This window comes from Actinoplanes sp. NPDC019969, assembly GCF_055562375.1.
Genome location: NZ_JBVHFK010000008.1, coordinates 177,426 through 202,120, shown reverse-complemented (window position 1 = coordinate 202,120; position 24,695 = coordinate 177,426). Strand labels below are relative to the sequence as shown.

25 protein-coding genes are annotated in these 24,695 nt (G+C 72.9%); 12 read left to right on the top strand and 13 right to left on the bottom strand.

Annotated elements, in window-relative coordinates:
- Positions 1-19: 19 nt before the first annotated feature.
- Together ACZ3II_RS24550 and ACZ3II_RS24545 are read right to left on the bottom strand one after the other, a co-directional pair.
- Entirely contained in the window at positions 20-694 is a 675-nt protein-coding gene (locus ACZ3II_RS24550; RefSeq protein ID WP_465520057.1) for an MBL fold metallo-hydrolase, read from the bottom strand.
- A 47-nt stretch (positions 695-741) separates the two neighbouring features.
- Complete coding sequence (locus tag ACZ3II_RS24545) at positions 742-3,315, bottom strand: ATP-binding protein (RefSeq protein WP_465520056.1); 2,574 nt, start codon at positions 3,313-3,315, stop codon at positions 742-744.
- A 97-nt stretch (positions 3,316-3,412) separates the two neighbouring features.
- On the opposite strand from ACZ3II_RS24545, the gene ACZ3II_RS24540 reads away from it, so the two are divergent.
- Positions 3,413-4,468 (top strand): class I SAM-dependent methyltransferase, encoded by a 1,056-nt coding sequence (locus ACZ3II_RS24540; RefSeq protein WP_465520055.1) that lies wholly within the window; start codon positions 3,413-3,415, stop codon positions 4,466-4,468.
- Between the two features lie 213 nt (positions 4,469-4,681).
- The gene (locus ACZ3II_RS24535; protein WP_465520054.1) at positions 4,682-5,185 is read left to right on the top strand and encodes a hypothetical protein; all 504 of its coding nucleotides are present in this window, start codon (positions 4,682-4,684) and stop codon (positions 5,183-5,185) included.
- 37 nt (positions 5,186-5,222) lie between these two features.
- On the opposite strand, the gene ACZ3II_RS24530 is transcribed toward ACZ3II_RS24535, so the two are convergent.
- Entirely contained in the window at positions 5,223-6,338 is a 1,116-nt protein-coding gene (locus ACZ3II_RS24530; RefSeq protein WP_465520053.1) for an FAD-dependent monooxygenase, read from the bottom strand.
- 41 nt (positions 6,339-6,379) lie between these two features.
- On the opposite strand from ACZ3II_RS24530, the gene ACZ3II_RS24525 reads away from it, so the two are divergent.
- Positions 6,380-7,213, top strand: a complete 834-nt coding sequence (locus tag ACZ3II_RS24525) for an AraC family transcriptional regulator (RefSeq protein WP_465520052.1) — start codon at positions 6,380-6,382, stop codon at positions 7,211-7,213.
- Complete coding sequence (locus ACZ3II_RS24520; protein ID WP_465520051.1) at positions 7,206-7,622, top strand: VOC family protein; 417 nt, start codon at positions 7,206-7,208, stop codon at positions 7,620-7,622. Before ACZ3II_RS24525 ends, ACZ3II_RS24520 begins: the two co-directional genes overlap by 8 nt.
- Here ACZ3II_RS24520 and ACZ3II_RS24515 read toward each other — a convergent pair.
- The 5 genes from ACZ3II_RS24515 to ACZ3II_RS24495 form a co-directional block, all read right to left on the bottom strand.
- Positions 7,619-8,245, bottom strand: coding sequence for a response regulator (locus tag ACZ3II_RS24515; protein WP_465520050.1), 627 nt, complete (start codon positions 8,243-8,245; stop codon positions 7,619-7,621). The genes ACZ3II_RS24520 and ACZ3II_RS24515 overlap by 4 nt on opposite strands.
- Positions 8,242-9,495, bottom strand: coding sequence for a sensor histidine kinase (locus ACZ3II_RS24510; protein WP_465520049.1), 1,254 nt, complete (start codon positions 9,493-9,495; stop codon positions 8,242-8,244). The genes ACZ3II_RS24515 and ACZ3II_RS24510 overlap by 4 nt, the downstream gene beginning before the upstream one ends.
- 2 nt (positions 9,496-9,497) lie before the next feature.
- Entirely contained in the window at positions 9,498-10,238 is a 741-nt protein-coding gene (locus ACZ3II_RS24505) for an ABC transporter permease (RefSeq protein ID WP_465520048.1), read from the bottom strand.
- A 5-nt stretch (positions 10,239-10,243) separates the two neighbouring features.
- Positions 10,244-11,137 carry an ABC transporter ATP-binding protein gene (locus ACZ3II_RS24500; protein ID WP_465520047.1) on the bottom strand — a complete coding sequence of 298 codons (894 nt, stop codon included), beginning with the start codon at positions 11,135-11,137 and terminating at the stop codon, positions 10,244-10,246.
- An 82-nt stretch (positions 11,138-11,219) separates the two neighbouring features.
- Positions 11,220-12,371, bottom strand: a complete 1,152-nt coding sequence (locus tag ACZ3II_RS24495) for a glycosyltransferase (RefSeq protein WP_465520046.1) — start codon at positions 12,369-12,371, stop codon at positions 11,220-11,222.
- 123 nt (positions 12,372-12,494) lie between these two features.
- On the opposite strand from ACZ3II_RS24495, the gene ACZ3II_RS24490 reads away from it, so the two are divergent.
- Complete coding sequence (locus ACZ3II_RS24490) at positions 12,495-12,923, top strand: SRPBCC family protein (protein ID WP_465520045.1); 429 nt, start codon at positions 12,495-12,497, stop codon at positions 12,921-12,923.
- Here ACZ3II_RS24490 and ACZ3II_RS24485 read toward each other — a convergent pair.
- Complete coding sequence (locus ACZ3II_RS24485) at positions 12,914-14,494, bottom strand: phytoene desaturase family protein (RefSeq protein ID WP_465520044.1); 1,581 nt, start codon at positions 14,492-14,494, stop codon at positions 12,914-12,916. The genes ACZ3II_RS24490 and ACZ3II_RS24485 overlap by 10 nt on opposite strands.
- 53 nt (positions 14,495-14,547) lie before the next feature.
- Here ACZ3II_RS24485 and ACZ3II_RS24480 point away from each other — a divergent pair, with 53 nt between their 5' ends.
- The 3 genes from ACZ3II_RS24480 (at position 14,548) to ACZ3II_RS24470 (ending at position 15,596) form a co-directional block, all read left to right on the top strand.
- Positions 14,548-14,871, top strand: coding sequence for a DUF2795 domain-containing protein (locus tag ACZ3II_RS24480; RefSeq protein WP_465520043.1), 324 nt, complete (start codon positions 14,548-14,550; stop codon positions 14,869-14,871).
- Positions 14,868-15,332 carry an SRPBCC family protein gene (locus ACZ3II_RS24475; protein WP_465520042.1) on the top strand — a complete coding sequence of 155 codons (465 nt, stop codon included), beginning with the start codon at positions 14,868-14,870 and terminating at the stop codon, positions 15,330-15,332. Before ACZ3II_RS24480 ends, ACZ3II_RS24475 begins: the two co-directional genes overlap by 4 nt.
- Before the next feature lie 72 nt (positions 15,333-15,404).
- A complete protein-coding gene (locus ACZ3II_RS24470; protein WP_465520041.1) occupies positions 15,405-15,596 on the top strand; it encodes a hypothetical protein in 192 nt (63 codons plus the stop codon).
- Positions 15,597-15,648: 52 nt separating this feature from the next.
- On the opposite strand, the gene ACZ3II_RS24465 is transcribed toward ACZ3II_RS24470, so the two are convergent.
- Positions 15,649-16,386 carry a hypothetical protein gene (locus ACZ3II_RS24465; protein WP_465520040.1) on the bottom strand — a complete coding sequence of 246 codons (738 nt, stop codon included), beginning with the start codon at positions 16,384-16,386 and terminating at the stop codon, positions 15,649-15,651.
- Positions 16,387-16,483: 97 nt separating this feature from the next.
- Here ACZ3II_RS24465 and ACZ3II_RS24460 point away from each other — a divergent pair, with 97 nt between their 5' ends.
- Entirely contained in the window at positions 16,484-16,693 is a 210-nt protein-coding gene (locus tag ACZ3II_RS24460; protein ID WP_465520039.1) for a hypothetical protein, read from the top strand.
- A 275-nt stretch (positions 16,694-16,968) separates the two neighbouring features.
- Here ACZ3II_RS24460 and ACZ3II_RS24455 read toward each other — a convergent pair whose 3' ends face one another.
- A complete protein-coding gene (locus ACZ3II_RS24455) occupies positions 16,969-17,457 on the bottom strand; it encodes a hypothetical protein (RefSeq protein WP_465520267.1) in 489 nt (162 codons plus the stop codon).
- A 262-nt stretch (positions 17,458-17,719) separates the two neighbouring features.
- On the opposite strand from ACZ3II_RS24455, the gene ACZ3II_RS24450 reads away from it, so the two are divergent.
- A complete protein-coding gene (locus ACZ3II_RS24450; protein WP_465520038.1) occupies positions 17,720-18,076 on the top strand; it encodes a DUF6401 family natural product biosynthesis protein in 357 nt (118 codons plus the stop codon).
- Between the two features lie 181 nt (positions 18,077-18,257).
- Here ACZ3II_RS24450 and ACZ3II_RS24445 read toward each other — a convergent pair whose 3' ends face one another.
- Both ACZ3II_RS24445 and ACZ3II_RS24440 read right to left on the bottom strand, forming a co-directional pair.
- Positions 18,258-20,363 (bottom strand): membrane protein, encoded by a 2,106-nt coding sequence (locus ACZ3II_RS24445; protein ID WP_465520037.1) that lies wholly within the window; start codon positions 20,361-20,363, stop codon positions 18,258-18,260.
- A 154-nt stretch (positions 20,364-20,517) separates the two neighbouring features.
- On the bottom strand, positions 20,518-20,853 hold the full coding sequence (locus ACZ3II_RS24440) for a hypothetical protein (RefSeq protein WP_465520036.1): 336 nt from the start codon (positions 20,851-20,853) through the stop codon (positions 20,518-20,520).
- A 438-nt stretch (positions 20,854-21,291) separates the two neighbouring features.
- Between ACZ3II_RS24440 and ACZ3II_RS24435 the strand changes: the two genes are divergently transcribed.
- Together ACZ3II_RS24435 and ACZ3II_RS24430 are read left to right on the top strand one after the other, a co-directional pair.
- Entirely contained in the window at positions 21,292-23,397 is a 2,106-nt protein-coding gene (locus ACZ3II_RS24435) for an ATP-binding SpoIIE family protein phosphatase (RefSeq protein WP_465520035.1), read from the top strand.
- A 17-nt stretch (positions 23,398-23,414) separates the two neighbouring features.
- Positions 23,415-24,653, top strand: coding sequence for a cation:proton antiporter (locus tag ACZ3II_RS24430; RefSeq protein ID WP_465520034.1), 1,239 nt, complete (start codon positions 23,415-23,417; stop codon positions 24,651-24,653).
- The last annotated feature ends 42 nt before the right edge of the window (positions 24,654-24,695 follow it).

The window sequence follows — 24,695 nt, the reverse complement described above, 5'->3', positions numbered from 1 at the left end:
CTGGACTGAGCGGGGTGGGTCAGCCGGCGACGGCTTTGCGGAAGGCTTCGACGGCCAGGCCGGAGACGGCGCGGCCGTGGCCGAAGACGGCGTGGTCGAACTCCAGGTCGGCGAGGCGGGCCAGGCTCTGGCCGGCGCGGGACGGGTCGGCGGTGAACATGTGCGGCGGCCCGGTGACCCTGCCGCGGCGGCTGGCGGCGGCGTCGCCGGCGAAGAGGATGCCGTTGGCGCGGTCCAGCAGGTAGGACACGTGGCCGCGGGTGTGGCCCGGGGTGTGCAGGGCGGTGAAACCGGGCAGCGGCTCGGCGCCGTCGGTGGTGATCAGCTGGTCGACCTTGGTGGTCTCGACGGTGCCGACCAGGCGGGCGGCGAGCTTGCCGAGACGGCCGGCGGGCGGGGCGGGCGGGATGTGGCCGGCGATCCACGGCACCTCGGCGGCGTGCGCGATCACCCGGGCGCCGGTACGTTTCCGCAGTTCGGCGAGGCTTCCGACATGGTCGGCGTGGTGGTGGGTGACCAGGATCGAGGTCACCTCGCCGAGGGTGCGGTCGATGCGCTTCAGACCGCGTTCGATCAGCGGGGAGCGGCCGGGCAGCCCGGTGTCGATCAGGACCACGCCGTCGTCGGTGACGACCACGTGCACGTTGACATAACCCAGGCGGAGTTCGAAGACCCCGTCGACCACCTCTCGCACGACGATCATTCTCGCAGGCGGGTGGGGAGGCGGGAAGGGCGGCGGGCTCAGGTGGGGAGGAGGCCGAGGGTGTGGGCGCGGGTGACGGCGTCCCGGCGGGTACGGGCACCCAGTTTCGCCATCACCGCGGCGACGTGGGTGTCGACGGTGCGGACCGACAGGACCAGGCGGGTGGCGATCTCGGCGTTGCTCAGGCCGTCGGCGAGCAGGCGCAGCACCTCGGCCTGGCGCCCGGTCAGGCCGGCCGGGTGCTCGCGGGTGGTGGGTGCGGGGCCGCGCGGGATCCGGGGCACGCCGAGTTCGCGCAGGCGGGCGCGGACGTGCCGGGCCAGTGGGGCGGCGTCCAGGGCGTCCAGGACGCGGACGGACTCCAGCAGGTCGGCCGGGTCGGGGCTGTGGCTCAGGGCGAGGGCGTGTTCGTAACGGTTTCCGGCCAGCCGCCAGCGCGTGGCGGCCTCTTTCGTGTCGCCGGCCGGGAGTGGCCCGTACAGCGAAAGGATCGGGATGTCGGCCCCGAGCCGATGCAACCAGTAACTGAACGCACCCAGCCGGCGCTCGCCCTCGGCGGCGAGAACGCGCCGGAAGACCGGCGTCAGCCGGGCAGCGGCCGTGGTGTCGCCGCGCAGCCAGGCGGCCTCGGCCATCGCCGCGCCGGCCGGGCCGACCCGCTGCGCCTCGCCGATGCCGCAGCCGATCCGCCACGCCTCCTCGATGAACTCCTCGCCGCCGGGCAGGCCGCGGCGGACCCGGACCAGACCGCGCACGACCAGCGCCGTCGGTCGCATCATGGCCGGCGCGCCCTCCTCCCAGCGGGCGTGCCGTTCCGCTTCCGCCCATTCGCTGAGGTGCAGGAACACCGTCGAGCGGGTGATGTGCAGGTAGCGCAGGAAGCCCAGCACCTCGGTACGTTCGGCGAACGCCATCCCGTCGTCCAGCAGTTCCCCGGCCTCGCGCAGCCGCAGGTCCTCGATCAGGTGCCAGGCGATGTTGGTGTAGGCACGGCAGGCGTGGTCGTCCTCCCCCGCGGCGACCGCGATGGCGAGGCTCTCCTCGAGGAGTTCCCGGCCGCGGGGGTCGCCGAGGTCCCAGAGGGCGTACCCGACGTTGTTGAGCGCGTGCGCCAGCACCCCGGTGGCGCCGGCCGCGCGGGCCAGCCTAATCGCGCGCTCCCCCACCTCGACGGCCGGGCGGGCCTGGCCGCCGAGCGCGTCCAGTTGTGCCCGGTTGCTGAGCCCGAAGGCGAGCGCCGCGTCGTCGCCGGCGTGTTCCAGCACGTCGATGGCCTCGGTGGCGGTGTCGAGAGCGGGCCGGCGGTCGCCCCGGTACCAGTGGAGGCGGGAGAGGCGGCGCAGCGCCAGCCCGAGAGCGGCCCGGCCGGGGCGGGTGCGGCGCAGGGCGACGGCGTCCCGCTGGGCGGCGACGGCGGGTTCGGCGAGGCCGAGCATGTAGCACTCCTCGGCGTACGCCTCCAGCAGACCGGCCCGCTCCTCCGGCGGGAACGCCGCCCGGTGTTCCAGGACGAGCCGGTAATGGGCTGCCGCCTCCCGGTGTGACCCGGCGGCGACCGCCTCCTTCGCGGCGGCCGGGCCGTGCCGGATGATCACGCCCGGGTCCCCGGCCTCGGCGGCGTGGTGCATCAGCCGGGACAGGTCGGCGCCGCCGCGGTCGAGCAGCGCGGTCAGCACCGCCCGGTTCGCGGCGATCCGCCGGGACACCGGCAGCGACGCGTCCACCGCCCGGCGCATCAGCTCGTGCCGGAACGACACCCGGGACGGGGTGACGGTGAGCATGCCGCGCTGCTCGGCCGGGGCGATGGTGTCCAGGCCGCCCGGCACGATCGCGTCGACCAGCCAGCGTTCCACCGCGGACGGGACGACGGCGAGCAGTCCGAGCGCGTCCCGGCACGGCCGGCCGAGGCTCTGCAGGCGGGCGTGCACCGCCTCGGTGACGGTGGCCGGGACGCCGTCGATGTGCCCGGCGCCGAGGACCTCGGTGACGAAGAACGGGTTGCCGGAGGTGACCGTGAAGACCTCGGCCGGGTCCAGGCCGCGGTCCCCGATCAGGTGGTGCACGGCGCCCGGGGACAGCCGGGCCAGCGGCAGCCGGCGGATCGGGGTGGCCGCGGTCAGCCCGAGCAGGCCCCGCAGCGGATGGTCGGCGCCGATCTCCTCGTCCCGGTAGGTGCCGACCATCACGACCGGCAGCGCGGCGATCCGGCGGACCAGGAACCGCAGCACGTCCAGGGTCGCCTCGTCGGCCCAGTGCAGATCCTCGACGACCAGCACGGTCGGGTGGCCCGGCCAGTCCAGCTCGGCCCGGAACGCCTCGAACACCCGGGCCCGGTCGCCGGAGCCGAGCGCTTCGGTCAGCCCGGCGCCGACCTTGCCGACCAGGTCCCGCAGCGGCCCCAGCACGCGCGGGGTGGCCAGGTCGTCGCAGTAGCCGACGAGCAGCCGGCCCTCCGCCGGCAGCACCGAACGCAGCGCCTCGACCAGAGTGGACTTGCCGATCCCGGCCTCGCCGGTGACCAGGACGACCGAGCCGTGACCGTCCAGCGCCCGCCGGGCGGCCGCGCCCAGCTCACTCAGCTCGCGCTCCCGTTCGAGCAGCGCCCGCCCCATGCCGGGCAGTCTAGGCGCCGGTCTCGGTACCGCCGGGCGCCGAGCCAGGTAGCCGACACGGATTACCCCCGGTCGCGTCGTGTCTACAACGGAGGTCATGACAGTCAACGAAGCGAAACTGATGGAGTTCGTGCACAAGTTCGTCGGCGACCTGGGCGCGACGATGGCGGCCGGGGGCATCGTCGTCGGTGACCGGCTGGGCCTCTACCGGGCCCTCGCGACAGCGCCGGCCCTGCCCGAGGAGCTGGCGGAACGGACCGGGACGGCGGCCCGCTACGTCGAGGAGTGGCTGCGTGGTCAGGCCGCCGGCGGCTACGTCGAGTACGACCCGGCGACCGGCCGCTACTCGCTCACCCCCGAGCAGGCGTTCGCGCTCGCCGACCCGGACGGCCCGATCTTCGCGCCCGGGGCGTTCCAGCTGGCGCTCGGCGCGCTCAAGGCGGCGCCCCGGATCACCGCGGCGTTCCGGACCGGTGAGGGGGTGGCCTGGGGCGAGCACGACGAGGAGGTGTTCACCGGGTGTGAGCGGTTCTTCCGGCCCGGATACAGCGCCAACCTGATCGCCGCATGGCTGCCGGCGCTGGACGGGGCCGAGGAGCGGTTGCGGGCCGGGGCGCGGGTGGCGGACGTGGGTTGCGGTCACGGCGCGTCGACGGTGCTGATGGCGCAGGCGTACCCGTCGTCGGTCTTCACCGGCTCCGACCACCACGCCGGGTCCGTCGAGCAGGCGCGCAAGCGGGCCTCCGACGCCGGGCTGGACGGGCGGGTCAGTTTCGAGGCGGCGGGCGCGCAGGCGTTCAGCGGTGGCCCGTACGACCTCGTCACCACGTTCGATGCGCTGCACGACATGGGCGATCCGCTGGGTGCGGCCCGGCACGTGCGGTCCCGGCTCACCCCGGACGGCACCTGGATGATCGTGGAACCGGCGGCCGGCTCGTCGGTCGCCGACAACCTCAACCCGGTCGGCCGTGTCTACTACGCGTTCTCGGCGTTCCTCTGCGTGCCGAGCGCGCTCTCCCAGGAGGGCGGGTACTCCCTCGGCGCCCAGGCCGGTGAGGAGCCGATCCACCGCCTGACCGCCGACGCCGGGTTCACCCGTTTCCGCCGGGTCGCGGAAACCCCCTTCAACATCGTCTACGAGGCGAGACCTTAAGACCGCTTGCGGGTACGGGCCACACCGCGCCCCGTGCCCCCCGGTGTCCCCCCGCCGTCGCCCACGCCCGTCACCCGCACGGTGAGACCGGCGTGAGCGACGGCTCGCGATTGCTGACCGGGCCGCGGACACGGGAATGATCGTCACAGGATGCAACGGCGGCCCGAAGGGGTAGGTAAGAATGCTGTCGCCAACGAATGGAAGGACAGCCGAGTGACGGATCAACCGCTCTACGCCGAACTGGGATTCACCGATGCCGAGTGGGGACTGCTGACCGGGCTGCCGCAGTCGGTGCTCACCGCGGCGAGCGCCGCCTCCCCCGACAGCGCCCGCAAGACCCGGGCCGAGAGCGAGGCCGGGCTGAACCGGATCTCGGACGCCCGCGCGTCGGCGAGCCCGCTGGTCGCGGCGATCGCCAGGACGGCGGTGGCGGAGGCCGGGGACCCGGAGATCGGTGAGGAGGCGCCGGTGATCCAGCCCAGTGACCCGGCCGGGTACGCCGCGGACGTGGTGGGCCGGGCCGCCGAGGTGTCGGCGCTGCTGGCGGCGAAGGCCTCGCCGGCCGACGCCGAGACCTACAAGCACTGGCTGGTGGAGATCGCCGACGAGGTGGTGGGCGCTGCCTCCAGCGGGGGCCTGCTCGGCATCGGCGGCGAGACCGTCACGGAGAGCGAGCGTACGTTCCGCGACGACCTCGCCAAGGCTCTCGCCCGCTGACCCCGGACCCCGGCTGGTTCTCCGGGCCGGCCGGGGCTCAGGCGGGTGGACGCCAGCCCAGGATGGGGTCCATCTGGCGGAGTACGAGGTCGGGGCCGAGGCGGCCGCCGAGGGACATGGCGGTGTTGCGGAGGCGTTCGGTGAGCGGGTTGTTCAGCCCGGACATCCGGGCGATGCGGCGGGACGCGCGGGCCACGGCGGTGGTACGGGGCACGCGTGCGGCGGAGTACGCGGCGAGGTCGTCCGCGTGCCGGGCCAGCACCAGCGCGTCCTCCAGGGCCTGGCAGGCGCCCTGGCCCAGGTTCGGGGTCATCGCGTGGGCCGCGTCGCCGATCAGCGCGACCTTCCCGGCGTGGTACAGCGGGAGCGGCTCGTCCAGGCAGCGGATGTCGGTGCGGACCACCTCGGTCGCGGCGCCGATCAGGGCCGGGATCGGCTCGTGCCAGCCGCCGAAGAGGCGCAGCATCTCGGCCTTCTCGTCGTCGGCGCGGCCACCGGCTGGGGCGGGCGCGGTGGCGTAACAGTAGACCCGGCCGTCGCCGAGCACGGCGGTGCCGAAGACCCGGCCGGCGCCCCACGTCTCGGACGGGACCACGGTCACGCCCGGGTGCGGGACGACGATCCGCCAGCTCGTCACTCCGGTGTAGACGGGTCCGGGATGCGCCGGGAACAGCGCGGACCGTACCGCTGAATGCAAGCCGTCGGCCGCGACCACCAGGTCGCCCGCAAGCGGGCCGGCCGCCGTGGCCACCGTCCCGGTCTCCGCGTCGACGTCGCCGGCCGGCAGGCCGAGCCGCAGCGTGCCCGGCGCCAGACCTTCGATGAGCGCGTCCACCAGGGTGGCCCGGTGCACGATGATGACCGGCTCGCCGTACCGTTCGGCGGCCTTCGACGCGTCGGTCCGGGTGATCCATCCGCCGTCCGGCCGCCGGATGCCGGCCGCGCCCTGCAACGCCGCCAGCTTCCGGATCCGCTCGCCGACGCCGAGCGCGTCGAGGACCCGCAGCGCGTTCGGGGCGACCGCGAGACCGGCCCCGACCGGCTCCAGACTGGACGCCCGCTCGCAGACGGTCACCTCCCAGCCGCGCCGCTGGAGCGCCACCGCCGCCGCCAGCCCACCGATTCCGGCGCCGATCACCACCGCATGTGCCATGTCCCGATCCTCGCACCCCGGTTTCCGGGCAGACTGAGGGCATGGACGAGTACGCGGCGGCGGCGCCCGCTCCCGGGTTGCGGCGGTACCTCGCGTCCTACGCCGGGTACCGGCAGCGCGGCCTGGTTCCCGCCGTGCACCGGGGCCTGCCGTCGCCCCACCTGACGCTGATCTTCACGCTGGACGAGCCGCTGGTCGTCGCCGCCCACCCGGACCCGCGGCAGGCGCCCGGCCGGTTCGGCGCGCTGGTCGGCGGGCTGCACGTGGCGCCGGCGCTGATCACCCACGACGGCAGTCAGTCGGGGGTGCAGCTCGCGGTGCATCCGCTCGGCTGCCGGGCCCTGTTCGGGTTGCCCGCCGGCGAGCTCGCCAACCTCGACGTGGACGCGACGGCGGTTCTCGGTGACCGGTTCGTCGCCGAGGTCCGGGAGCGGCTGTCCGCGGCGCCCGACTGGGCGGGGCGTTTCGCCGTGCTCGACCGGATGCTGGGCCGCCGCGTGCGGAACGCGCCGCCGCCTGCCCCGGACCTGATCGGGCAGGCGTTCCGGTTGCTGACCCGGGGGCAGCCGGTCGGCGCGGTCGCGGACCGGATCGGGTGGAGCGGCCGTCATCTGACCAACCGGTTTCGTGCCGAGGTCGGGCTGCGGCCGAAGGAGGCCGCCCGGGTGGCCCGGTTCGACCGTGCCCGCCGGGCGATCCGGCCCGGCGGGCGGCTCGCCGACGTGGCCGCCGCGTACGGGTACACCGACCAGTCGCACCTGGTCCGCGACTTCCAGGCGTTCGCCGGCTGCTCCCCGTCCCGATGGCTGGCCGACGAGTTCGGTTTCGTCCAAGCCGTCGCGGCGGCCGGCGACGACGATGGACTTCATGACTGACATCCAGACGCCCGCGCCGCAGGTGTGGCCCACGCTGAGCGCGAAGGACGCCCGCGCCCTGATCCGGTTCCTCGTCGACGCGTTCGGTTTCGAGGAGACCGCCGTCCACGGCGACGGCGACATCGTCCGGCACTGCGAACTGTCCTGGCCGCTGGGCGGCGGCATCATGCTCGGATCGGTCCGTGACGACCCGGGCAACCCGTGGAAGCTGCCACCCGGGGTCTTCGGTGCCTACGTGGTCGCCGACGACATCGACGCCCTGCACGCGCGTGCGGTCGCCGCCGGGGCCGAGATCGTGCGGGAGCCGATCGACACCGACTACGGGTCCCGCGACTTCATGGCCCGCGATCCGGAGGGGAACCTGTGGTCCTTCGGCACCTATCGCGGCGCGCCCCGGAGGAAGGGTTAGTCGCGGCGGATCAGGCCCTGCTCGATGGCGGTGGCGACGGCTGAGGCGCGGTCCCGGACGCCGAGTTTGGCGTACGCGTGCAGCAGATGCGTCTTGACCGTCGCCTCGCTGATGAACAGGCGGCCGGCGGTCTCCCGGTTGGTGCAGCCGCGGGCGATCAGGGTCAGCACCTCGATCTCGCGGTGGCTCAGCGGCTCCTTCGCCGGGGACCGGAGCTGCCCCATCAGCCGGCCGGCGATCGCCGGGGAGAGGACCGACTCGCCGCGGTGCGCGGCCAGGACGGCCCGGAACAGGTCCTCGCGCGGGGTGTCCTTGAGGAGGTACCCGGTGGCGCCGGCCTTGATCGCGGGCAGCACGTCACTGTCGGTGTCGTAGGTGGTCAGCACCAGGACCCGGGCCGCGCTGCCGCGGGACCGCAGCTCGCGGATGGTGCTGACGCCGTCCATGACGGGCATGCGCAGGTCCATCAGGATCACGTCGGGGGTGACCGCCTCGGTGACGGCGAGGGCTTCCCGGCCGTCGCCGGCCTCGCCGAGGACGGTGAACCTGTCGTCGCCGTCGAACATGCCGCGCAGGCCGTCACGGACCACCGGATGATCGTCGACGATGACGATCCTGATCATGCTGGTCCCCCTATCGCGATGGCGGGCACGCACGCGGAGATCGCGGTGCCGGCGCCCGGTTCCGACTCCACCTCGAGGGTCCCGGCGATCCGGGCGAGGCGTTCCCGCATCCCCTGCAGGCCGTACCCGCCCTGCTCGGTGACCTCCCGTGGCGCGGCGAGGTCGAAGCCGGTCCCGTCGTCCCGGACGTCCAGGGTGATCACGTCCTCCATGTAGGACAGGGTGAGCCCGACCCTACCGGCCGCGGCGTGCTTGGCGACGTTCGCCAGCGCCTCCTGGGCGGTCCGCAGCAGCGTCGTCTCGATCTCCGGGAGCATCGGCCGCGCCGCCCCGGTGACGGTCAGGTCGGCGCGCACCTCGTGCAGGCCGGCCCAGCCGCGGACCACCTCGTCCAGGGCCTCCGGCAGGCGGGCCGCATCGAGCTGTTGCGGGCGCAGCGCCTGCACGGACCGGCGGGCCTCGGCGAGGCTCTCCCGGGCCAGCCGTTTCGCGGCGGCCAGGTGCCGGTCGCGTTCCACCGGATGCGACTCGGCGGCCTCCAGCTGGGTGACGATGCCGGTGAGCCCCTGCGCGAGGACGTCGTGGATCTCCCCGGCCATCCGCTGCCGTTCGTTGAGGACACCGGCCTCGTGCGCCTGGACCACGAGCTGGGCGTGCAGTCCGGCGTTCTCCTGGAGGGCGGCGGCGAGTTTCGCGTTGGCCTCGCCGAGGGCGTCGATGCGGTTCTCGCGGCTCCGCGACCTCTGGTCCTCGCGGACGCTCACGTAGGTCATGATCCCGGCGATCAGCAGGTTGGCCATCAGGACCGTCACGTAGATGACCGGCCCGTCGTCGTCGGCGTAGGTCCGCGGGCCGCCGACCTGGGACAGGGCGTTGATCGCGGCGACCGGGACCACGCCGGCGAGCTGCCACAGGCCGGGCATCGCATAGCCGACGAAGATGTAGCCGGTCCAGGTGAAGATGCCGAAGAGCGGGCTGCAGAACACCAGGAGCAGGCCGATGGCGAGCCAGCCGGCCAGGAAGATCAGCATCAGGGGCCGGCTGTCGGCCCAGGCCGGGTGCAGGTCGATCCACCAGGCCATCCAGAGGGCGGCCAACGCGGTGACGGCGAGGACGGTCGGCAGGTCCTGCCGGGGCAGTTCCTCGACGTCACGGGCGACGACCACCAGGAGCAGGGCGCTGGCCAGGGTTCCGTACGTCAGGAGGGGGCGCCAGAGGTCCCAGTCGTAACCACCCGTCGGCTGCCTCATCGTCACTCCCAGCGGAAGAACTTCACCGCGGCGGCCCCGCAGATCGCCAGATATCCCAGGAGAACGGTAATCGAGAGCAGAGCCGGCGACTGTCCCGTGAGGGCGTCGGTCATCAGGTCCTGCCCGGCCGCGAACGGGGTGAAGTCGCCGATCCGGCGCAGCACCTCGGGCATCAGCTCGCGCGGCGCCCACAGCCCGGCCAGGAACATCAGCGGGAAGAACAGGAAGGTGCCGATCGCGTTGGCGGTCTTGCCGGACGGCGCCACCGCGGCCAGGAGCAGGCCCACCGCGAACGCCCCGGAGCAGTTGAGCAGGATGGCGCCCAGAAGCAGCAGCGGCGACTCCGGGATCGGCACGTCGAACGCCAGGTTGGCCACGGTGTACACCAGGACGGCGGACACCAGCACGGTGAGCAGGTTCATCGCCAGTTGCGCGGCGAGGAGCAGCCCGGGGCGTACCGGTGTGGTGGCGAGGCGGCGCAGGATGCCGCGTTCCCGGTAGGTGGCGAGCACCGACGGCAGGCCCTGGAGGCCGATGATGCCGATGGCGAGGCCGAGCGCCAGCCCGGCGTAGATGTCGATCACCCGGAGCCCGCCGAGTTCCGGCGGGGTCTCCTGCATCGACGGCACGTTGCCGAGGATGGCGATCAGCAGGACCGGGAAGAGCAGGGTGAAGAAGAGGTAGACCGGCTCCCGGAGAGTGATCTTGAGTTCGCTCAGGGTCAGCTTGAGAAAGACGGACATGGTGGTCACTCCCCGCGGGTCAGGTGGACGAAGGCGTCATCGAGGCTGGCCTGTTCCAAGGTGAGCTCGGCGGCGACGATGCCGTCGCGGGCGAGCACCGAGATGACGGCGTGCAGCAGGTTGCCGGAGCCGACGATCTCGATCCGAGGCCCCTGCCGGCGCAGCTCGCGCACCTCGGGCAGTGTGGTGAGCAGCTCGTCGGCGAAGTCCGCCGACGGGCGGAACCGGATCCGCTGCTCGTCGCCGGCGCGCTGGACCAGGCCGGCCGGGGTGTCGAGGGCGACGACCTCACCCTTGTCGATCACCGCGATCCGGTCGCAGAGGCGCTCGGCCTCCTCCATGAAGTGGGTGACCAGCAGCAGCGTGACCCCACGGTCGCGGATGCCGGAGATCAGATCCCAGGTGTCGCGACGGGCCTGCGGGTCGAGGCCGGTGGTCAGCTCGTCCAGGATGGCGATCTCCGGGTTGCCGAGCAGCGCGAGCGCGATGGAGAGGCGCTGTTTCTGGCCGCCGGAGAGCTTGCCGTACCGGGTCTTCAGCTTGGCCGTCAGGCCCAGGTCGTCGACGAGGGCGCGCCAGTCGGCCGGGTTCGGGTAGAACGAGCTGTACAGCTCCAGCGCCTCGCGGACGGTCAGCTTCTCCTGGAGCTCGCTCTCCTGCAGCTGGACGCCGACCGCGGTGCGGAGCGCCTTGTCACCGGCCCGGTGCCCGAGAACGGTGATGCTGCCGGCGTCGGGGGTACGCAGCCCGGAGATGCACTCGACGGTGGTGGTCTTGCCGGCGCCGTTCGGGCCCAGGATGCCGAAGATCTCACCGGGTTCGACGGTGAAGGAGACGTCCCGTACGGCGACGGTCTCGCCGTACCGTTTCGCCAGGTTCTTGACTTCGATGACTGTCATGCACACAGCGTCGCCCGGCGGCCCCGGCGCCCGAATCGAACAGCAGGCGACGCTCTCCATCCACCGATCGGTGGATGGAGTCCTACACCGTCGTCTCCTCGGCGGTCACCGGGCTGCGCCGCAGCGTGGTGTAGACCGAGCCGATCTGCGACGCCACCCGCTTCCACGAGTACGCCTGGCGGGCCCGGTCCAGCGCCGCGGTCGCGTACGTGAACCGCCGCACCTTGTCGTTGATCAGCCGGCGCAGCGCCCCGCCGAGCGCCCGCGGGTCCCGGGCCGGCACCAGGTCCCCGGTGAGGCCGTCGACCACGGTCTCGGTGAGCGTGCCCTCGGCCGCCCCGACCACCGGCACGCCGCAGGCCATCGCCTCCAGCGCGGACTGCTCCTCCCACGGGGACGCGATCAGCACGTCCGCCGACCGGTACCAGCTGGGCAGGTCCCGGTACGCCACCGAGCCGACCAGCTTGAACCGGTCGGCGACCTGGAACTGCTCGGCCATCGACCGCAGCAGCCGGGCGCCCGGGTCGGCCGGCAGTTGCTCGGGCGACGGGCCGCCGACGACCACCACCTCGGCGCCGGGGACGTACCGCATCGCCTGGATGACGTCGCTGAACCCCTTGCGCTCGACGAGGCGGCCGACCGACAGGATGCGGGGCCGTTCCGGGTCCCGTTCGGCCGACGGCCCGTCCGGGGTGAAGCGGTCGCTGTCGACGCCGGACGGCACCACCGTCAGCCGGGACCGGGGAACCCCGATCCGGACCAGGCCCTGCAGCTCGTCCTGGGTCTGGGCGACCACCCGGTCGACGGCCCGGCCCAGCGCGCGCTCGTAGCCGGCGCGGGACGGGCCCGGCGCGATCGCCTCGCCGTCGGCGAAACCCAGCTCGTGGAACGACTGCACGACCGGGATGTCGATCTGCTTGGCGGCGGTGACCGCGGCCAGGCCGCTGGTCCAGAAGTGGGCGTGCACCACGTCCGGCGCCCAGCCGTCGCGCCACTGTTCGCCGAGCACCCGGGCGAACTCGCCCATGTGCGGCAGCAGCAGGTCGGACGGGACGGGCCGGACCGGACCGGCGACGACGTGCACGACGTGCACCCCACTCGGGGTGATGACGACCTCGGGGACGTCCGGGTCCTCGCGGCGGGTGTAGACGCGCACGTCGTGGCCCTGCTCGGCCAGCGCCGCCGAAAGGTCGTCGACGTGGGCGTCGGGTTCGGAGATCATCGCAATGCGCACGGGGTCTCCTCCAGCGGGCCGTGGTGGGGGTACGCGCCGACCAATGCCCCACCGCCGGAACCGTAAACATGGATGGCTCGTTACAGGACGCTTGAGCAGGGTAAACCGGTTCACGTGGCAATCGTGGCGAGAAACGTCCAGGCACCCCCCGACCGGGTCTTCTCCGTCCTCGCCGACGGCTGGACGTACAGCGACTGGGTGGTCGGCACCGTACACATCCGCGACGTCGACCCGGCCTGGCCGGCGCCCGGCGCGAAACTCCATCACAAGGCCGGCCCGTGGCCGCTGTCGCTGCACGACTCGTCGACGGTGGTCGCCTGCGCCCCCGGCGAGCGGCTGCGGCTCAAGGCCGGGCTGTGGCCGCTCGGCGAGGCCGACGTCGACATCTCCCTGACGCCGCTCGCCGGCGGCGCCACCCGCGTGGTGATCGAGGAGACGTTCAGCGACGGGCCGCTGGCCTGGGTGCAGAACAAGCTCAACGACCTGGTGATGCACCGCCGCAACGTGGAGACGCTGCGGCGGCTCGCCGACATCGCGGAACGTCAGCGGTAGATCGCCCGGTTCGCCCCGTCGATCACGGCCCGGTACAGGCCGCCGGTGAGGCCGCGGTCCCGGGCCAGGGCGGCCCGGGCCGCGTTCGCGCCCGGCGCGCCGTGCACGCCGCCGCCCGGATGCGCGGAGGCGCTGCCCAGGTAGAGGCGGTCGACCGGGGTGTCCGGCCGGCCCAGGCCCGGGATCGGCCGGAGGAACAGCTGCTGGTACGCGGCCGCGGTGCCCCCGCCGAGCGCCCCGCCGACCAGCGACGGGTTCTCCCGCTCCATGTCACCCGGCGCGAACACATGCCGGGCCAGCACGTTGTCCCGGAACCCGGGCGCGTGCGCCTCGACGACCGCCTCCATCCGCTCCACGTGCTCGGCGATCTCGTCGGCGTGCCACGTCGTGCGGTGCGGCAGGTGGGTGTACGCCCACATCGACTCCGTCCCCGCCGGCGACCGGCTCGGATCCGCCGTCGTCATCTGCCCGAGCAGCAGGAACGGGTCCGGCGGCACCTCGTCGGTGGCCAGATGCGCGGCGTAGCGGGTCAGCCCGTTCAGGTCGGCGCCCAGATGCACCGTCCCGGAACCGCCGGCCACCGGGTTGGTCCACGGCACCCGGGTGCCGAGCGCCCAGTCCACCTTCACGGTCGCCCCGTCCCAGCGGAAGTGCGCCAGGTCCTCGGTCATCCGCGGCGGCAGCCACCGCCCGCCGACCAGGTCCAGGAACAGGGTGGGCGCGGGCACGTCGGCGATCACCGCGCGCCGGGCCCGCCAGTCCCTGCCGTCCGCCGTCCGGGCGCCGACGGCCTGTCCGCGGGCGACCAGGACCCGGCTCACCGGCGCCTCGTACACGATCTCCCCGCCCGCGGCCTCGAACCGGCGGACCAGCGCGGCGGTGATCTCCCCCGCCCCGCCGACCGGGGCCGGCCAGCCGACCTCCTGCCCGAGCATGGCCAGCAGCCAGCCGTACACGCCGCCGCCCGCCTCCTCCGGCGACAGGTCGGTGTGCAGGGCGCAGCCGGCCAGCGCGAGCGCCGCGCCCTCGCCGTCGAACAGCTCCGAGCCGAGCTCCCGCACCGACAGCACCAGGCGCCGGGCCAGCCGCAACGCCCCGGTCAGTTTCAGCCGCCGGACCAGGCCCAGCCCGCCGCGGACCGGCGGGAACGGGGTGAACAGGGTGTCCAGCATCGGCGCCGACACCGACCGCCACTCCTCGTAACAGGTGCGCCAGCGGTCGCCGTCGCCGGGCGCGAACTGCTCCATCGACGCGGCGGTCCGGTCCACGTCCCGGCTCACGGTGGCGGCACGGCCGTCCGGGAGCAGGTGCGTGAACACGTCCGGGGAATGCGCCCACTCCAGGTTCAGCTGCAGGGATCGCAGCACCGGGGAGGCGTACCCCAGGGGGTAGAAAGCACTGAACAGGTCGGACAGGTAACCCGGCGCGGTCAGCTCACCCGAGCGCACCGCCCCGCCCGGATGCGGCGTCGCCTCCAGCACCCGCACCGTCCACCCTGCATCCACCAGCATGTTCGCCGCCACGAGACCGTTGTGCCCGGCCCCGACGACGATCGCGTCAACGGTCTCCACATCGGGAAGCTACCCGGCGTTTAGGTCATCTACCGCCGGGCACCCAACGAATCATGGAACGGGTCAGCACGAAGCACGGCGCCATCCTCGACGAGCAGATGGCCCGGGAGTCACCGCGGCTGGCGGAGGCCCCGCCCGGCGGCTACGGCCGCGACGTCCCGGACGGCATCGGCAGCGAGCACGGCGAAGCGTTCAGCCGTTTCGGCACCTACATCGGTTTGTCCGCGTTTCCCGGGGACCGGGGCGCGCTCGAACGTTCGGCGCGAGCCCTCGAGGCCCCGGACGACGTGATGCGGCGCCTGTCCACCCTCCCGGACGGGGAGGTCTACGAGAACGTCGCCCAGGTGTGGGAAGCGAGTGAAGGGAGAGATGCGTGAGCACGGTCACCGAGTTCGTTGACGTCAACGTCCCGGTTCGCACCGCGTACAACCAGTGGACCCAGTTCGAGGACTTCCCGAGATTCATGGAGGGGGTCAGCGAGATCCGTCAGCTCGACGACACCCACATGCACTGGAAGACCGAGATCGCCGGCATCAAGCGCGAGTTCGACGCCGAGATCACCGAGCAGCTGCCCGACGAGCGGGTGGCATGGCACGCGACCGACGGCGAGAAGCAGGCCGGCGTGGTCACCTTCCACCGGCTCGACGACGGCCACACCCGGGTCACCGTCCAGATGGACTTCGACCCGCAGGGCATCGTCGAGACCGCCGGTGACAAGCTCGGCATCATCGACCGCCGGGTCAAGAGCGACCTGCACCGGTTCAAGGAGTTCATCGAGAGCCGCGGCGGGATCGAGACCGGCGCCTGGCGTGGCCAGGTGGACCGGCCCGGAAGCTGAGCTTTCGTCGTCCGTGGAACGGCTGCCTCCGGGCGGCCGTTTCCGCTTTCCCGGAAAGGGTAACCACCCGGTATGACCGATTCCCGCGAGAACGACGGTGTGTGGCGCGACGAGGAGAAGCTCCCCCTCGATCAGCTCAACCAGGCCATGGCCAGCTGGGACACCGACGGCCAGAACGACCCGAGCGACAACGACAGCGGCCAGGAGCAGGCGGTTGCGGCAGGCGAGCGGCCATCGACCACGGGTCACACCGGACCCCATTGAGTGGTACGGCCGTGCGGGCTGAGGCGGTTCGCACCGCTTCGACCCGCACGCCTCATTCCTCAGCGGTCGCCGGCACCCGGTGGACGACCAGGGTGCCGATCCCGCCCCGGGCACGGATCAGGTAGCGGTCCGTGGCCTGCCGGAACCCCGGCTCCCGCAGCACCGCCCCCGCCGCGGTGCCGTTGTTGGCGGTCCACGGCGTCTCCACCGACCCGGCGCCCTGCGCGAACCGGATCCGTACCGGCGCCCGGCCCCGCACCGACACGGACACCGTGCCGACCCCACCGGCGAACGTGACCGGCACCGTCCCGTGCGGCTCCGGCAGCCACAACCGGGACAGCCCCGCCTCCCCCACGACGACCCGCCGCAACCGGCCGTCACGCAGGTTCAGATGCTGCTCACCGGCGCCCGCGGGCAGCCGGATGTCCCATCGGACACTGCGGTTCAGCACGATGCGCACCTCGTCGAGCCCGGCGTCCCCGGTCGCCGTCAGCCGCACCAGCACCCGGCCGCCACGCCGGCTCACCACCGGGGCGACACCGGCGTCCGGGGAGGTGCTGATCCGGTAGAGCTGGCCCGGCAAGGGGGCGAGGCGGACCCGTACCCGGCTCGCGGCGTCACCGAGAGTGAGCCACGCCGATCTCCGGCCGAGCAGCGGCCCGGTCGCCATCCGCTCCGGCGGCCGCGGCGCGAGCGCTGCCGGCGCGACCGGGGCAACCGGATCAGACGCCGGCGCAAGAGCCACCAGTCCCCCGGCAGCCAGGACCGCAAGCCCGGCGACCACGATCATTGAGCGGTGGAGACGCAAGTCCGAGGGCACCATCGGACAACGGAGAATCGGCCGAACGGGTGACGGCGATCCGTCCAAATCGAGCCAGACTGTCCGAGTGCGATCTCTCGGCTTCCTCTCTGAGCGTCAGCGCCGCCTCGCGTGGCTGGGTTTCCTCCTCGCCGCCTTCCAGGCGCCGTTGGCAGCGGCACTCATCGATGACGCTTCCTGGTTCTTCGCCGTCGTCGTGGCCCTCCTGGTCGCCACGGTGATCATCGCCGACGACGCCCAGCGCCGTCGCCCCGAGGCTGTCGACTACGCCGAGTAACGCTTTCGCACCCTCTTCGCCACCGGGGACCTCGGGGTCCCTTTTTCACGAAACGCCGACCCGTCTCGCGGAACGACCGTTCTTTCTGCGGAACGCCGGTCCTCCCGTGGAACGACCGTTCTTTCTACGGCTTGCCAGTCCTCCCGCGGAACGACCGTTCTTTCTACGGCTTGCCAGTCCTCCCGCGGAACGACCGTTCTTTCTACGGCTTGCCGGACCTCCCGCGGAACGACCGTTCTTTCTGCGGAGCGGCAGTCCTTCCTGAGGGACGCCCGTCAGCCGGCGTCGTTCGGCCGGGCCTCGTGGCCTCGCCTGCCGTGCGTACGGCGGCGTTCCTTGAGTTGCGCCTCGTACAGGTGCCGCCGCCCACCCGCGAGCCGTTCCCGCGCGTCTCGTTCCACATCACGGAACTCGGCGTAGTACCCGTCGTCGAACTCCTCGACGATCTGGAACGTCCAGTGCCCCGGGATCACGTTGCGCCCGATCAGCTCCCGCTGGATCCGCTCCGCCATCGCCGTGTGCCCGGCCTGCATGAACAGCGAGACCGCCTCGTCCAGCGCGAAGTCCGCCGTTCCGGTCAGCTGGTGCGCGCTGTAGAGATGCCCCCGCACCCGTTCCACCGTCTCCAGCGCTTCGCTGAGCTTCCCCAGCGCCTCCACGGTCACGTCGTCCAGGCCCTCGGGCACCTGATGCGCGGCATCCGGCCCGTCCTGGAGTCCCTCCGGGCCCGCGCCACCCTCAGCCTGGTCGCGCTCCGCGGCCATGTCGCTGCCGGTGGTCTGCTCGCCCGGGGCGGCCACGGTGTCCTCGCACGGCCGGCTACCGGATCCGCTGTCTCCCCCGCCGCTCCGCCCGGCCGGTCGTCCCGCAACACCCGTCCGCTGCTCTGTAGCCGTCACCGGATCGCCCTCCTCATGGCCCGCTTCCCCATCCGACCTCGGAGCAATTTCCCGGCCCCGGCGACTTCAACCGGCCTGCAACGTGGAAGGACCCGTCGGTCACCCGTGGCTCCTTAACGTTCTTCTCATGAATGGCCTGTTCAGCAACGCCGCCGCCCGCGCTGCTCAGCGCTCCGCCCACGCTTCGCTCACCGACCTGACCGCCGCCATCGGGGTCTCCGGCCTCGCCGCCGCCGAGACGAACCCCGGCCTCATGTCGGTCGTCGACCAGCACGCCGCCGGTATCCGGGACAGCCTCAACGCCGACACCCGCCCGCTGACCGCGATCCTGCTCGCCGCTTACGCCGAGGGTGTCCGTGACGCCGCTTTCCAGCACGGCTGGACCGCCCCGGAGGGCCCGATCGACTGGTCCGAGAACGACTGGGTCCTGCGCCGCCTCCTCGCGGTCTGCACGCTGGCCCGTTCCCTCCCGGCCCCGCGCTGACCCCCTGACCCATCCGGTCCCGGACCCGTGACCTCGACGGATCCGCGACCTGGCAGGCCCGGCCGGGCTCTTCGGCCACCCCGCAACCGAACCCCGACCTCAGGGCCGGCACCGGACCACCGGTGCCGGCCCTTCGCAACACCGGCCGCGCGCCGCTGTCACCGGCCATCCTTCGCACGGCCTACGCGCGGTCGCCCGGCCGCCCTTCCCCATCGGCATCACCGGCCACCGGCTTCCGTCCACCCGCTTCCCGGCCACCATTTGCACCTTCGTCGCCGCCACTCGCCGCAGCCCCGCCGTCCGCCGCCAGACCGCCTTGATCACCGGTCTCGGCCGGATCGTCCTGTTCTCCGGGCTCAGCCGTGTTCTCGCCGGTCTCCGCTGCGACGTCGGCGGCAGCGCGCGCCTCATCGACGTCCACGGTCGGCGAGTCCTCAGCCCTCCCGCTCTCGTCGATCATGACGGTCACCGTGTCGTCTTCCCGGTCCGCTGCCTTGGCCGACGGGCTCTCGTCGATCACCACTGTCGTGTCCTGGCCCGGCCCTCGGCTGACCGGCGCGTCGTCTCCCGCGGCCCCCGCCGTGATGATCGTCGTCGTCGGCTCGTCAGCCTCTGGCCCACGGGCCGCGGGCTGGTCACGGTCGGTGGCCTGCGGCTCGGCCGCGACCCCGCGCCCACCGGACTCCGGCTCGCCCGCGTCGTCCAGCAGGTGGGTGGGAACGGACGACTCACCGTCGGCAGGCTGCGAGCCGGGCCGGACACCGGGAGTGAGCAGAGCGGTCTCGGCGCCACTGTGCAGAAGAACGGTGTCGTCCACCGGCCCGGCCCGGAATGCGGTGGTCCGCTCGTCATCCGGCCCGGAAACGAAGGCCGGCCGTCCACCACCGGAGGGAGCAGGTCGATCATCGCCGAAACCGGGAACGAAACTCGGCCCGTCGTCGACCGGAGTGACGATGACCTGCGTCTCGTCGCCGTCCTGTTCGCGGGCCCGGCGTTCTTCCTCCGCCCACCGCGTCTCCCACGCCAGGTCCTCAGCGTCATCCACCCGCCCGGCCGGGAGAGGTCCAGCCGCCTCGGCGGAACCCGGCCCGGTTGCGGCGATCCCGTCCGGGGACCGTGACGCCCGGCGTCCTTCCGAGAGACGCCGGTTGACCTCCGCCCGCGCGTCCTGGACCCGGCGTTCCTCGGCCGCCTGCCGTGCTTCCTCAGCCAGTCGCGCTTCCTCGGCCAGCCGGACCTCTTCCGCCCGGCGGGCGTCCTCCGCGGCCCGGGCCTCCTGCGCCCGGCGTGCCTCCTCGGCCCGGCGGGTCTCCTCCGCGAGCCGTGTCTCCTCCTCCCGGCGGGCTTCCTCGGCCTGGCGGGCCACCTCGGCCTGCCGCGCCTCCTCCGCCCGGCGGGCCTCCTCAGCGCGGCGTGCCTCCTCGGCCCGGCGCACCTCTTCCGCCTGCCGCGCCTCCTCGGCCCGGCGTGCTTCTTCCGCCTGCCGGGCTTCCTCGGCCCGGCGGGCCTCCTCGGCGAGCCGTTCCTCCTCCGCCCGGCGGGCCTCCTCGGCGAGCCGTTCCTCCTCCTCGGCGGCCCGGCGGGCGCGTTCCTCGGTGTAGGCGCGGGCCTGCTCCCGGATCGCCGTGGACTCGGTGGCGGCCCGGTCGAGCCATCCCTCCCAGCGCTGCTGCATGGGCCGGACGAGCCCGCCGCCGACACCCACGATGATCACGCCGGCGACGGTGGCGAGGATCGTGATGAGCAGGGGGCGGGTGACCGAGGTGGCGATGCCGATCTGGTCGAGGCCGGCGATCACGCCGAGTGTCACGATGACGGCGGCGGCCGCCTTGGCGAGCACCCTGCCGTAGGCGAGGCCGCCCAGCACGGCCACGATCAGGTCATGGGCGGCGCCGGCGATGGCGGCCGCGACGACCACGATCACGATGCCGATGAACACCTGTGGCAGCCAGGCGATGAGGGCGTTGACCACGTCTGCTGCCGGGTTCGGCCCCCAGATGCCGAGGGCGAGCTGCAGGGTGAAGAGCAGCACCACGAAGAAGACGAGGCGGGCGCAGACGTCGGTGGCGCCGGGTGCGCCGGGTTTGAGCAGCCGGCCGGCGGGGCCGCGCTGGACCGCCCGCTCGAAGCCGACCTTGCGCAGGGTCTTGGCGGTGACCGTGCGGGCCAGGCGGGCCAGCAGGTAACCGGCGACGAGGATCGCCAGGAACGCCAGGGCCGATGGCAGGAACAGCAGCACCGACCGCCACATCTCGCTCAGGCTCTGTCTCAGCTCGTCTCCGGTCATCCGTCCTCCTGCATGCCGCGGGGCATCGGCGGGCGGGACCCGCCGAAGCTCGGACCTCTGGACTACCACGCGCCCCTGACATTCTCCTGGGCCACAGCGGTCACGGAAGCGCGTTCCTGCGGGTGCACAACCAGACGAATTGGACGGAAAGCGATCAGGCGCGTCCGGTCGGCGCCGGATCGAACGCGAGCGAGAAGGAGACCGGGCGGACGCCGGGCGGCTCGTCAGCGGCGCCCCCCATCGCTGCCGCGGCGGCGGCTGCCAGCGCGATCCCGGCGGCGATCAGGATCGCGATCCGGATGCCGCGAGAGGGCTGCCCGCCGGGTGGTGCCGCGTGTCGCGGTCTCCTGCTTCCGGGACTTGCGAGGTACGCCGTACGCCCCTCCACCCCGACCGCCGCCATCGTGATCGTCTCCGCCGATTCGGACCAGGCTTCGAGCGCCTCGTACCGATGATCGAGAAGATCTGTCTCGATATGACCGCGATTCATCGACGGCTGTCGCGCGGGCAGCCGATGCGGTGACTCCGGGTAGTGGTGAGGCGGCCGGGACGGCCCGGACGGCGGGGCCGGCCGGTGCGGATCCGGGTACCCGTACCCCCGTGCGGCAACCTCTCCGAAAGCCCAGCCGTAGGTCGACTGACCGGCCGTTTCCCTCATCTGTCCGGCTCCTGCGAGGCCGCGCGGTGGTTCGATCACGGCGGCGACTATAGGCGACCGGCCGTCTGACCGGGAGCACTCCCCATGCTCACGCACAGTGATATCAAGCGCGAGACATTCTCGGCATCCGTCGCGCCTCGGTACCAGGGAATGGTCAATAACCGGACGGTCGGCCGGTGGGGCATCGTACAAACGGACCACTCGGGATAGGCTTTCCGCATGGTCGGGTCGGCAGGGTTCGGATCGGGGAGGCTTCCGCTCCCGGCCGCCATGCCATCCGTGCAGGCGGCCGCGGTGCAGCCGCCGAGCATGGGCTGCGCGGCGCTCGTGCACTCCTTCGACTGGTCCGCGACGTCGCTCGGCGCGATCACCGGCTGGGATCCCGCGGTCCGGGCCGCCGTCGAGCTGGTGCTCGCCTCGCCGGTGCCGATGCTGCTCACCATCGGCGACGACTGCCTGGTGATCTACAACGACGCCTACGCCGAGGCGCTGGACGCGCTGCATCCGGGGGCCCTGGGCCGTCCGGCCACGCGGGCGTTCGGACCGGCGTGGGACCAGCCGGGCCTGGGCGACGTGATCCAGCAGGTGTTCCGCAGCGGCCGGGCGATCCTCGAGCCGGAGAGCCAGGTGCAGTTCGCGCCGGGCCGCACCGAGCCGGCCTTCTACACCCGCGGCCATTCGGTGATCCGCACCTCGCGCGGCGCGGTGGCGGGCGTGCTGACGGTGGCCGCCGAGACCACGCACGTGGTGCACCGGCTGCAGAGCCTCGGCGAGCTGACCGCCCGGCTGGCCGGGGCCCTCACGCTCGACGATGTCACGCGCGTCGTCCTGGCGTACGCGATGGCGTCCTTCGACCTCGATCATTGCGTCCTGCTGGTGGACGAAGGGCTGGCCTATCGCTATGTCCGCCGGATCCGCGGCGAGATGCTGGACGAGGCCGACGAGCGCCTGCCCCCGGTCTGGCGGCGGATCAGCGCCGACCCGGCGGCCCCGGCGGTGGCGGCGGCCGAGTCCGGGCGGGCGACGTTCGTGGCCGACGGCGAGCCGCTGCGGGCGGTCGCCACCGACCGGCACGAGACCCGGGTCCGGGCGCTGGCCGCCCTCCCGCTGCGCACGCCGTCGCTGCGCGGCGCGCTGACCGTGGGGTTCCGCCGCGCGCACACCTGGCTGCCCGCCGAGCGGGCACTGCTGCGGGCCGCCGCCGAGCTGGTCGCCCAGGCCGCCGAGCGGGCCCGCCGGTTCGAGGCCCAGCACGGCACCGCGCAGTTGCTGCAGCGCAGCATGCTTCCCGAGCACCTCCCGGAGCTGGACACGTTCCGCATCGCCGCGCGCTACGACGTCGGCGTCGACGGCAACGCGGCCGGCGGCGACTTCTACGACGCGTTCCACCTGCTCGACGGCCGGCTGGCGATGGTCCTCGGCGACGTCGCGGGCCACGACGTGCGGGCCGCCGCGGTGATGGGCCAGGTCCGGGCCGCGCTGCGGGCGATGGCGCTGACCGACCCGTCGCCGCCGAGCGTGCTGGCCGGGCTGGACCGGCTGGTCGGCTCGCTGGGCGCGGAGTCGCGCAACGAGGAGATCTTCGTGACCGTCGTCTACGGGGTCCTCGACCCCTCCGACGGCACGGTCACACTGGCCAGCGCGGGTCACCCGCCGCCGGTGCTGCGCCGGTCCGGGCTGAGTGGCGAGCCGGCCACCGCCGAGCTGATCAAGGTGCCACCGGGCGCCCCGCTCGGGCTGGGCGGCCGCTGGCAGACCGGCACGCTGCGGCTGGAGCGCGGCGACACGATCCTGATGTTCAGCGACGGCGTGGTGGAGCGGCGCGGCCGGTCGCTCAACGAGGGCCTGGACGCGCTGGTCGCCGCCGCGGCCGCGTCGCCCAGCGGCGACCCGCGCAACCTGTGTTCGCTGGCCACCGCCGCGGTGCCGGGCACCACCGACGACGACGTGGCGGTGCTCGCCGTCGAGCACGCCCTGGCGATGAGCCGGTCGGCGACGATGCAGGTGGCGGCCGAGCCGACCGGGCCGAGCCGGGTGCGGCAGTGGATGACGACCCGGCTGCGGGAGTGGGGCGTGCCGGAGCCGGTGATCGGTTCGGCGATCCTGTGCACCAGCGAGCTCACCACCAACGCGCTGCTGCACGCCGGCACCCCGGCCCAGGTGCAGATCGACCTGAACGCGGAGCGGCTGCTGGTCTCGGTCGCCGACACCGGCACCCGGGGCAGTGTGATCCGGGCGCACGCGGACACCCTGGCCAGCCGGGGCCGTGGGCTGGGCCTGATCGAGGAGCTGAGCGACTCGTGGGGCACCGACCCGACGGTCCGCGGTTCCACCGTGTGGTTCGAGATGCTCTTGGCGGGTAAAGCGCCGGCATGATCCTCGCGGGCATACCGGTGTCCGATGTGCTGTATGCCCTGTTCGGCGCCGCCGCGCTGCTGGCCGGCATCCTGCCGCGCGTGCTGGAGCGGCGGCCGCTGTCGATGCCGATGGCGTTCCTGGCGCTGGGCCTGATCGTTTTCGGCCTGCCGCTGGGCCTGCCGGAAGCCGATCCGCTGGCCCACCCGAAACTGACCGAGCATCTCACCGAGGTCGGCGTGATCGTCGCGCTGATGGGCGCCGGTCTCAAGATCGACCGTCCGTTCGGCCGGCGCCGCTGGGCCTCGACCGGCCGGCTGCTGATCGTCGCGATGCCGGTCACGATCGCGGCGATGGCGCTGCTCGGCTGGTGGTGGGCCGGTCTGGTGCCGGCGTCGGCGCTGCTGCTGGGCGCGGCGATGGCGCCGACCGATCCGGTGCTGGCCTCGGATGTGCAGGTGGGCGAGCCGACCGGTGAGGAGGACTCGGAGGACGAGGTACGGTTCGCGCTCACCTCCGAGGCGGGGCTGAACGACGGGCTGGCGTTCCCGTTCGTCTACGCGGCGATCGCGATTGCGGCGTACGGGCTCGACCCCGCCGGATGGTTCGGCACGTGGGTGCTCGAGGACGTCATCTACAAGATCGCGATCGGGTTCGCCGGTGGCCTGCTGATCGGGAAACTGCTGGGCAAGCTGTTCTTCCGGGCCAAACGGGACGCGTTGCGGCTGGCGCACCACTCCGAGGGGTTCCTCGCGCTGGCGGCCACCTTCCTGGCGTACGGCATGGTCGAGGTCCTCGGGGGTTACGGTTTTCTCGCGGTGTTCGTGGCGGCGCGGGCGATCCGTGCGGCGGAGCGGTCCCATGAGTACCACCAGGTGCTGCACGATTTCGCCGAGCAGGTGGAGCGGCTGCTGACCGTGCTGTTGCTGCTGCTCCTCGGCGGCGCGGTGGTCGGCGGCCTGCTGGCGCCGCTGACGTGGCAGGCCGCCCTGGCCGGTCTCACGCTGATCTTCGTGATCCGTCCACTGGTGGCCTTCGCGGCGCTGCGCGGGGCTCCGGGACGTACGTCGGAACACTGGGTGATCGCCACGTTCGGTATCCGTGGCATCGGCACCTTCTATTACCTAGCGTATGCAGTCACACATGCCGATTTCCCCGACGAGGGTCTCGTATGGGCGACGGCGGCGTTCGTCGTCGTCGTGTCCGTGGTGCTGCACGGAGTAGCGGCGACGCCGGTGATGCGTCACCTGGATCACTCAGCCGCTTACAAAGAGTAGTTTTATTCTGTTCTAAACCGGACAATGAACCGGTCGGTGGTG